At 47.3% G+C, this 8,962-nt stretch carries 6 protein-coding genes, 1 tRNA gene and 2 pseudogenes; 4 read left to right on the forward strand and 5 right to left on the reverse strand.

Annotated elements, in window-relative coordinates; translation table 11 throughout:
* The 4 genes and pseudogenes from Q0668_RS14730 to Q0668_RS14745 all read right to left on the reverse strand — a co-directional run.
* Positions 1-378, reverse strand: a pseudogene (locus Q0668_RS14730) (hypothetical protein); the annotation flags it as partial.
* A gap of 185 nt (positions 379-563) precedes the next feature.
* On the reverse strand, positions 564-1,106 hold the full coding sequence (locus Q0668_RS14735; protein WP_298865998.1) for a hypothetical protein: 543 nt from the start codon (positions 1,104-1,106) through the stop codon (positions 564-566).
* 224 nt (positions 1,107-1,330) lie between these two features.
* Positions 1,331-3,925: a hypothetical protein gene (locus tag Q0668_RS14740; RefSeq protein WP_298866002.1), complete on the reverse strand. Its 2,595-nt coding sequence runs from the start codon at positions 3,923-3,925 to the stop codon at positions 1,331-1,333.
* Between the two features lie 178 nt (positions 3,926-4,103).
* On the reverse strand, positions 4,104-4,397 hold the full coding sequence (locus Q0668_RS14745; protein ID WP_298866004.1) for a hypothetical protein: 294 nt from the start codon (positions 4,395-4,397) through the stop codon (positions 4,104-4,106).
* A gap of 248 nt (positions 4,398-4,645) precedes the next feature.
* Here Q0668_RS14745 and Q0668_RS14750 point away from each other — a divergent pair, with 248 nt between their 5' ends.
* Both Q0668_RS14750 and Q0668_RS25910 read left to right on the forward strand, forming a co-directional pair.
* On the forward strand, positions 4,646-4,888 hold the full coding sequence (locus Q0668_RS14750; protein WP_298866006.1) for an excisionase family DNA-binding protein: 243 nt from the start codon (positions 4,646-4,648) through the stop codon (positions 4,886-4,888).
* Between the two features lie 93 nt (positions 4,889-4,981).
* A pseudogene (locus tag Q0668_RS25910) lies at positions 4,982-6,043 on the forward strand (site-specific integrase); the annotation flags it as partial.
* Positions 6,044-6,241: 198 nt separating this feature from the next.
* On the opposite strand, the gene Q0668_RS14755 reads toward Q0668_RS25910, so the two are convergent.
* Positions 6,242-6,315: transfer RNA gene (locus tag Q0668_RS14755), tRNA-Arg, on the reverse strand.
* A gap of 454 nt (positions 6,316-6,769) precedes the next feature.
* On the opposite strand from Q0668_RS14755, the gene Q0668_RS14760 reads away from it, so the two are divergent.
* Together Q0668_RS14760 and Q0668_RS14765 are read left to right on the forward strand one after the other, a co-directional pair.
* Entirely contained in the window at positions 6,770-8,038 is a 1,269-nt protein-coding gene (locus Q0668_RS14760; protein ID WP_298866008.1) for a right-handed parallel beta-helix repeat-containing protein, read from the forward strand.
* A gap of 68 nt (positions 8,039-8,106) precedes the next feature.
* A partial coding sequence (locus tag Q0668_RS14765; protein ID WP_298866010.1) for a prolyl oligopeptidase family serine peptidase occupies positions 8,107-8,962 on the forward strand: 856 nt, incomplete at its 3' end.

Here is an 8,962-nt window from a genome sequence, read left to right on the forward strand (position 1 = left end):
ATGGCGCAAATTACGTGCCAAAGCGAGGGAAGTCATCTGGGAAATGCGGGCTAATGCAAAGTCTTTTGTCTTTAGCTTTTCAAAAGAGTGATAAGTGACAATTTCCCATTCATCCCAGAGACGAGGTTCAAGATGTTTTCTGATTCTCTCATTCCACTGCTCGACCAAAGTTCTTGTTGGGACAACAACAAGCTTTCTGCCTTTTATTTTTGAACCCGAATAAAGACCAAAGAATGTCTTTCCTGCTGAAGGAGCCCAGTAAATTCCTACTGCTCCCACTTCCTTAAATCGAAGCCAGGCATCTTTCTGGTAATCACGAAGCTCAAAATTGGACTCGTAATCAGTTCTCAAGTCAACTGTTTCAATTGGTATTGGCATAAAAGGAAGAATGCCATCTCCAATCCCGCAGCAAAACCACCGGCCCAGATGTCTCTCCTGAATTAAAGATATTTCATGATGTTCATTGCGATTGGAACAACAGCGGGTCACACGGTTCAATCCAATGGAGCGGGCCTTCAGCTGTCGCAGTTTCATCAAAGTGGTCTGTTGCTCATGGTAAGACTTTATTTTTTCCCACAGTAATCAGATTCTGGGAAAGTGAGAGATCCCCATGGTTTAATTTCAGACTCGGAGAGGTCTACCAAGATCTCATCTTCCATTATATCAATCGCATCAGGGCTCTCGACTGGGGATAGAAGGTCTATGAAAAGTCTGAGCAAATCTGATTCATAACCAGGGTTAATTTTGCTGCCCTTTTTCGATGGGTCAAAGACTGCCTTAGGGTCGGCCTGTTTTTTAGTTTGTTTCCCCGTTATCACTGACATTCTGTCGATTCTCTGCCTTGGTAGTACTGCGAGAACTTCATTAGCCATTGAACCAAAAAGATCGTAAATATTATTTACGTTAAGCTGAATTCTCTCATGCGAGTTAATATGTACCCTATGCTTTCCGGGTTCCACTTTCGCCCCCTCAAGGATCCGATTTCTGATAGATGAACGAAGTTGTTCTGCTTTGAACCTTATCTCTTCCAGTTCAATAAGCTGTCTCAATTCATCCTGCGTTACTATGACGTCTTGGTCTTTAGTGTTACCGTTTTGTTCTTTCATTATCCCCCCCCCTGGGTTATCACAGTGGGGCGGTGTCAGCCGACCCACTGCTTTCGTTAATCTACGTTCACTTACGTTCTGCGTAGTGTTTTACAGACTCTGCTATTTATGATCGAAATGCCCCTGTGGCCCCCAAAAATGTGACTTTGGGTGGCGTATATGGGCATAGAATGTGACTTAGGGTGTCATGTTCCCCCCCCCCAATGTGATTTCAGGTGTCGCATTTAGCCTCCATTTGTGACTTGGACTGTCGCATACTGATGTTTGATTCGGACTTGTTCGACTTCCGCGAAGAAGGCTAGGGTACGACTTTCACCTGAAAGGTGTCTCTGCACTCGACGCAGCGTGCATCCTTTTTGGTTCACATTGGCAATCTCATCTGCCAGTCGTTGTTGAGTCCAGCCCAGCTCTTTGAGCCACTTTCTGACCTGATTCGAGGATGTGATTTTCTCCGGATCACGTGGCGTGGTTATATCATCACCGGGACCTGAGTCGTCAGGTGAAGCTGGAATCCACTCAAAACCGAGTTTCTCACTGAAGAATTTTCGCCAGCGATAACGCCAATCAGCAGGGGTGTAGATTCGCATGGTGCAGCCTTCCAGCCATTCTTTACCACATCCTGTCCGGGTGCAGTCGATCATTTCATTAAGATTTTTCCACTCTCCTTGATTGACGGCGGCTGGAATCAGTCCGAGATCTTGACTCAGGGATTCGAGGTCCCTCAGAAAGGACATAATTGCTTCAAGTCGTTCTATGGAATTCATTCGGGGGGCATTGAGATAGCCGGCTCGATGAATCCATCCCTTACCGGTTCGTCCCACCAGCTGATAGCCGCGTTCTTTTCTTTTTCCGTTGCCTGCAAACCCCACATATTCCTGTTTGGGATCGAGGAGTGGGCAGACTGACTTGTGGGGCGTGTTATTGGATGCAGCGACAAGTCCGTCTGTGATATTTTCACCAACAATATCCTCCCAGGATTCCCGCTTACCACGCGTTAGCTCTAAGACCATGCCGACAATGAGTCTCTGCTGAGGCCACGACCATCCTACTTTTCGAGAACCACCGAGAATTAAAGCTGGCCAGTAGACGTTGAAGAGTTTTCCTTGAGCTTGAAGTGTTTCACGCAACTCTTTGTACTGTGGGCCGTAAACATCGAAGATTCTTAAATGTCCTGGCAGTTGCTCCTCTGGGCTGCAAAAGCTATCCAGTAGACGATATGACTTAGGAAAACGGCGGTAGTGGTCGTGCCTGATTCCTGTGCCATAAAACATGCAAGTTTCGGCGGAACATTTCGCTTTTTTGACTGGCGTCAGTTTAACTTTACTTTTGAACCGAGTTTTCCAGTTTTTGTCGAAGAGGGCTCCCAAGAGCACCTGACGCAGCATCACATCTGGAACAAGGGTGTCGGAACGTAGCAACTGCCACAGAAGCCAGTACCAGATCCAGAATTGGTCGGGAAACGGCTTATCCTGTGGAGCCAGCACAGGGTCTGCTTCTACCAATCCGAAGTCTGGTACGAATCCAATGAATCGGGGAGTAGGTTGTGGGGCTGTTCGATTTTGTATAGCCGGTTGTCCTTTTAATGCTGAACCGGAAGGACCGCCACGCTCTGCGACTTTAGCTAACGCAGACGAAAGCTTGTCATTGACTCCTTGGGAGTCAAATGGAGGAACACACCGCTGGTTGTATTCGTTGAGCAGTGGTCTGGCTTGCTCCTCCGTTAAAGCGAAATCGTCGACCAAACGACACGCCGCATTCAAGAACTGATTTCGACCGTTTTGGCCCGAAATCGCAGGCGGCATTTTTTTCAGATATGCCTGGGCATTAACGGGCTGCTTAGATTTATCTCCGACTGGAATCGTTTCCTTATTCTGAACGGCATCGTACTCAGGTTTTGGTGGTGCCTGATTGGCAAGCTGATACAGAAGGCTCTCTGGAACTATCTTGATTTCCGATGGGAACTGGAAGCTACCACTGAGTCGATGGGGACGTTCGGAGCTGGAGTGTCCCTTACAGGCCATCGTTCCCGGAAGCTTAGCGAGTTGGTTCCCAGCGGACACGCCCGTGTCGATTTTTACCTGGTCACAGTTGTACTTATTTGTGAGTGCTCTCAGGCAATCTTGAATCAAGCCGTCTTCCTCAACAGGGAGGTCAACCCGGTACAGTAGGTGGTACCCATTGCCTGAATCCACTACGACCGGTTTGGGCCAGCCCGCATTTCTCAGATCACGAGACACAATCCGCCCAAGCCAGTAGGCCACTTCTTTCTCATCATCCGTTGCAGAACAGTCGGGATCGCGTACAGGATCAATGTCGATCAGCATTAAACTTCGACGCAGAATGTCCGTGTTCTTCGCTGGTTGGGCGACCGAGCCCGGTTTCAGGCAGTTCTTCGCCCTGTTATGGCAAGATGATGAAACTGGATTCAAGCCGTAGAAGATCGAGGTGGCTTGGCCTGAGTGTTGCTTCACATCTTCCGAAAGCTTCTTTAGGTGATCCGTGTCGTAGTACCCGGTGAGGTGTCGGTTGGGAAGGAAGTCCACCTCCTTGACGAAGACCTGGATAATGCTCCCGGGGTCATGAACGAACTGCAGAAACGTACCTGCACTGTAGTTGAGGCGATTTTGCTTCCCCTCAGTTCGGCTTGCTGATGCAAGTGGATTTTCTTCTAAGATCATTGATTTGTCGCCTTGATAAATCTTTCGAGGTCGATGCACCGAACGGACTTTTCCGTTCACACCCATACCTATCGCAGCAGCGTAACACGGAGATGGATCAACTCGATGCCCGAAGGCATCACGAATGTCGCAGGGCCCCAATACGTTAGTCTTGCTCCTTGATTACCACATGCAACCGATGCGGATCGCAGGGATCGGAACGGGAGGGGTGAGCGGGAAGAACTAGGTGGAGCTGGAATCATTTGTTATCGTTTCTCTTCATTAGGTCTCATGATCCTCAATCTAAATTCCGGAATTTAGATCGAGTCGATGATCTTGTTCATTTTGATGGTTTCTTTCGTGCCATTTCTCGTTGGTAGAACCTCCTTGTTTCTTGTTCGGCACAATTCATGATCGCACCGTGCATGAAGTCGCTGATTGACATTTCTCGTTCGGCTGCTGCCATCTTGATGAGTTTGCGTTCCTTTGGTGACAGTTTGACTTTTAGGTAGACGTCTTTCTCGTTGTTCTGGGGCTTTGCACTTTTCTTCTTTGCCATTGGATTCTCATTCATTTTTTTTTGCTTTTCGGACGTAATACCCATATGGGTTATATTGACTAATCCATTAATCATGATACAATTCTAAGACGAGTAGTCAACATCAAAACGTTGTTGTTTCGAGTTCCGTAAGGAAAGCTCAATGAGTGGGCTCACGCACCACTTGTTCCAGGGTTTTCACGATGACCAAACCTAAGAGCGAATACGATTCGCATCCTACTCACATTCAGAGACCTTCAAGACTTCACTTTTTCTGCTCAATAAGCTCTGCCAAAAGTAGGCGGCACGCCCAGAATCATTTGCTGGAAATGGAGGGCTGAGCGATGGCGAATTCACTAATCACTCCAGGCCAGCTTGAATTGCTGGCCGACATGATCGCCGAGCGATTGGCAAAGCAGCCTCGTTGCATCGACAAGTCTGAACTTGCCGAGCAAATAGGTATCAGCGTCAGTACAATAGAGCGATTGATGGGTAAGGGGAAAATTCCCTTTATCAAGCCCGGCCGAAGAGTTTTGTTCGACATTGAAGCCGTAATGGCGGTACTATCAAAAAATAATGAAGACTGAATGGCGGGCAATTCTGGGGCCCGTCTTGTGGGGACGAGTCTCATTAACTAAAAGTAAATCAATAATCAGATAAGACAGTTAGTAAGGATCACGATGGCATCACTACAGTATGCGACAAAAGACAGACGCGGTAGCTGGAAGATTCGATTCTATGTCAATAAAAAACGCAAAGTCGTTGGCCTCGGGACAATCACCGAAGACGAAGCCAATGAAGCGAAAGAGAACATCGAGCATTTGATCGAATGTGCGGATCGCTCCAGAACTCCATGTAAGAGCACTCGACAATGGATTGACCGGATTCCTGACAGGCTGCATAGCCGTCTGGCAGCACTCGGATTATGCGAAGCACGATTAGTTCGGGATTTGCCGACGACTGTGATCGCCTACTGCCGAAATTATATTGATGGGCGAAAGGACTGGCAGAAGCCAGAGAACTATCGCCAGGCAGTCGACAAGCTGGAGAAGTTCCTGGGCAAAGACATTCCACTGGTAGCCCTGATGAAGGGAGAAGCAGAACGCTGGCACCGCTGGATGATCGATGACCTTGAAATGAGTCCCAATACGGCAGGTCAAAACGTCAAACGCTGTCGCCAGATGCTGAAGGCGGCGATTGACGATGGGCTTTTAGAAAAAAATCCGCTCAAAGGGATCAAAATTGATCTCTCCAGCGACAAAACGAAGAACCGCTACATTGATGCCGAAGCGGCGAAAGCGATCCTTAATGCGTGTCCTGACCAGGAATGGCGAGTGGTGTTTGCTCTGGCCCGTTACGGAGGTCTCCGTTGTCCTTCGGAGGTTCTCCGGCTTTGTTGGTCAGACATTAACTGGGAGCGTGACCGTTTCAAAGTTCATTCCACGAAGACTAAACGAGCAGGTAAAGGAGAACGTGTCGTCCCGCTGTTTCCAGAACTTCGAAAAGAATTGGCCGATCTGTTTGAGATCGTTCAGCCGGGCATCGAAGTGTCAGCGACGGATTACGTGATTAAGCGGTACCGACACACTGAGCAGAATCTGCGATCGCAGCTGCATCGAATTGCCGATGCGGCGGGTGTCGAAAGATGGCCTAAGCCATTTATGTGCCTTCGTTCATCGCGACGTACGGAGTTGGAACGAACAGGTCCCTTCGCCAACCACGTTCTGAATGATTGGTTTGGTCACTCTGGTGCAATTGCCGAAACGCATTACCTGCAAACCACTGAAGAAGACTTCGAACTCGCGGGGGACCTGCTGGGGGACCTATTGGGGATCCCATTACAACGATATCAGCATGCCCCAGGAAAAGCCAAGAAACGAAAAAACCCCTTAAAAAACGGGGTTAAGAAGGATCCTGAGGGATCAAGAGGAACTGGAAATTACACCCGGAGGGATTCGAACCCCCAACCCCCGGTTCCGAAGACCGGTGCTCTATCCAGTTGAGCTACGGGTGCATGATTGTATTTTAGACGGAATCTGTTCCGTTCAGGTTACACTAAAAAAATATGATTACGCGATTTTATCCTGATCAGCGATAATCTAACAGGTGCAACTTGTTGTGACAGTTTATGTTACTGAAAATTGTCATAGATGCAACTGATGTAGAGCAGGATTCTAGCATTCCCCTCGTAAAAAACAAGCAGTCAATGGTGTCTTGCGGTTTGATTTTTAGAATCATTGATGAACAATCCCTCTCACAATCATCACTGCTCTGGAACCGTTCCAATTTACTGATCCCTTTCTGTTGCCGCTTGACTATCCGAGCTGAATCGGTTGTCATAGTGTGAATTACGTAAGAAAGTTAAGCTGGTGGGTTTCAGCGTAACTTGCTTGCGATTGATTGTGAGAGGCAGTTGCATTGGAAACTGCCTGCTTCCCGCTTCTTATTACCGTGAGGTCCTGCCTGTAATGAAACGTTCTCAAACTGCATTTGTGTGTTGCTTATTACTAATGATTTTGGTTTTTAATCTGGATTTGAGTCAGATCATCGCTGGCGAGGGGAAACAAGCCTCTTCAGCAAAACCAAAACTGGCTGGTGCCAGACCTGTTATTCATGCGATTAATTATTCTTCGATCCAGGAAGCCATTGATGCGATTCCTGCTGAAGGGGGAGTTGTACAATTGCCTCCCGGAAAGTTTGAGATCGAAGAGCCCTTAGTTATCACTAAAGGGGATGTGTTATTAATTGGCTCTGGTTCAGCAACACATATTCATAATAAGAATGAAACTGGGAAAGATGCGATTGCCATTCATCCGCCCCAAGATGCCAAACTGCCGAATGGCAAGCCAGATCCCAAACCTCGTATTTGGCGTGTACAGTTGCAGAATTTTCGGCTGACGGGCAACGAAAAAAGTGGACGGGGTATCAATGCCAAGTGGGTTCAGGAAATCTACATTCATGGTGTAACATGCAGTTATCATGGTAATGATGGGATTTTTCTCGATTTCTGTTTTGAAGACCCGCGTGTTTCTGATTGTCTTATGACGTACAATAAAGCGGTTGGCTTGAATCTCCTTGGATGTCATGACATTGTCGTTTCTGCAAATCAATTTGAGGAAAACCTGGACGCGCTACATTGTATTGACGGATATAATCTGTGTATGAGTGGCAATAATCTGGATGACCATCTGCGTGATGGCGTAATTATTAATAATACGTATGGTTCGATCGTTTGTGCTAATATGATCGAAGAATGTAAGGGGCGCGCGATTGTTCTGGACAACGAATGCTATGGTATTACGCTGTCTGCAAATGTGATTGCCCATAATGGCAGCGGAATTATCCTGGATGATGCACATGGTTGTGCCGTCAGCGCAAACACTTTCACACTGTTGGCTGCCGATGCGTTGAAGATTGGACCCAAGTCGGGTCGGATTACTGTGACAGGTAATAATTTCTCGAACAGTTATATCGGGAAGGGACATGTCAAACGTCGCACTAATGATCTGAAGGCAGCAGGTTTGACACTGGATAGAACTCGCGGTGTCACCGTTTCCGGTAATTTGTTTGCTTCAGTACATCCCAAAGCTGTGCAGGTGATTGAGCCAACGACGCATGTTATTTTTGGCAATAATTTACTGATTGATGTTGAATCGGATCACGAAAAACTGACGAATTCGATTATCAAAAATATACTGGTTGCGCCCGCTGAGCCTGTGGAACCAGAATCCAAATAGTCATGAAGTCCAATGGAATTCTGAATAAATTGCAGACGGAGATTTCCAGATAGAAAGGCGAGTGTGAGATGCTGCGGTTTTGCGGAGTGTGTGTCTGTTTGATCGGGGGAGTCTCCTGGCTGCTGGCTGCTGAACAACAACAGGCGACGAGTCTGGATGTTCCCGTCTATCAGGAGCATCTTGATCTTTCGTATTATCTGGATCAAAAAAAGCAGAAACAGTCAATCAAAACATGGGCCGACTGGAAGACGCGGCGAAGCCATATTTTGGCGAATATGCAGACCGTCATGGGAAAAGTTCCTCGGCCTGAAAATCCGGTTCCACTGGATATGAAAGTGCTGGAAGAAACGCAAATTGGCACCGTGAATCGCCAGAAAATTTCTTATCATACGGATGATCCTCGTCAGCGAGTGATGGCTTATCTTTTTATTCCACAATCTGCTAGCAAGCAGCACCCGGTACCTGCGGTATTGTGTCTGCATCAGACGAATTCGGCGATTGGTAAAGAAGAGCCGGCCGGTATAAAAGGGCTTCCCAATTTAAAATATGCACTTGAACTGGGGAAACGCGGCTATGTTACCCTGGCTCCCGATTACCCTTCATTCGGCGAATATCCGTATGATTTCAAAGCCCATCCTGAATATCGAAGCGGAACGATGAAGGCCATTTACGACAATATGCGGTCGATTGATCTGTTACAATCACTGGATTTTGTAAAGGGAAACAAAATTGGTTGTGTCGGGCATTCGCTGGGAGGGCATAATACGATGTTCACAGCCGCCTTTGATCCCCGGATCAAAGCGCTGGTATCCAGTTGTGGTTTCACTCGTTTTCACAAATATTATGGTGGGAAATTAAAAGGCTGGACCAGTTATCGATATATGCCTCTGATTAACAGCAAGTATCAGAATGACGCCGATCTGG

It is taken from the genome of uncultured Gimesia sp., assembly GCF_937910335.1.
GTDB lineage: Bacteria > Planctomycetota > Planctomycetia > Planctomycetales > Planctomycetaceae > Gimesia.

Coding starts and splice junctions, on each gene's coding strand:
- Q0668_RS14760 (WP_298866008.1), top strand. CDS start 6,770: ATGAAACGTTCTCAAACTGCATTTGTGTGTTGCTTATTACTAATGATT.
- Q0668_RS14745 (WP_298866004.1), bottom strand. CDS start 4,397: ATGATTAATGGATTAGTCAATATAACCCATATGGGTATTACGTCCGAA.
- Q0668_RS14735 (WP_298865998.1), bottom strand. CDS start 1,106: ATGAAAGAACAAAACGGTAACACTAAAGACCAAGACGTCATAGTAACG.
- Q0668_RS14750 (WP_298866006.1), top strand. CDS start 4,646: ATGGCGAATTCACTAATCACTCCAGGCCAGCTTGAATTGCTGGCCGAC.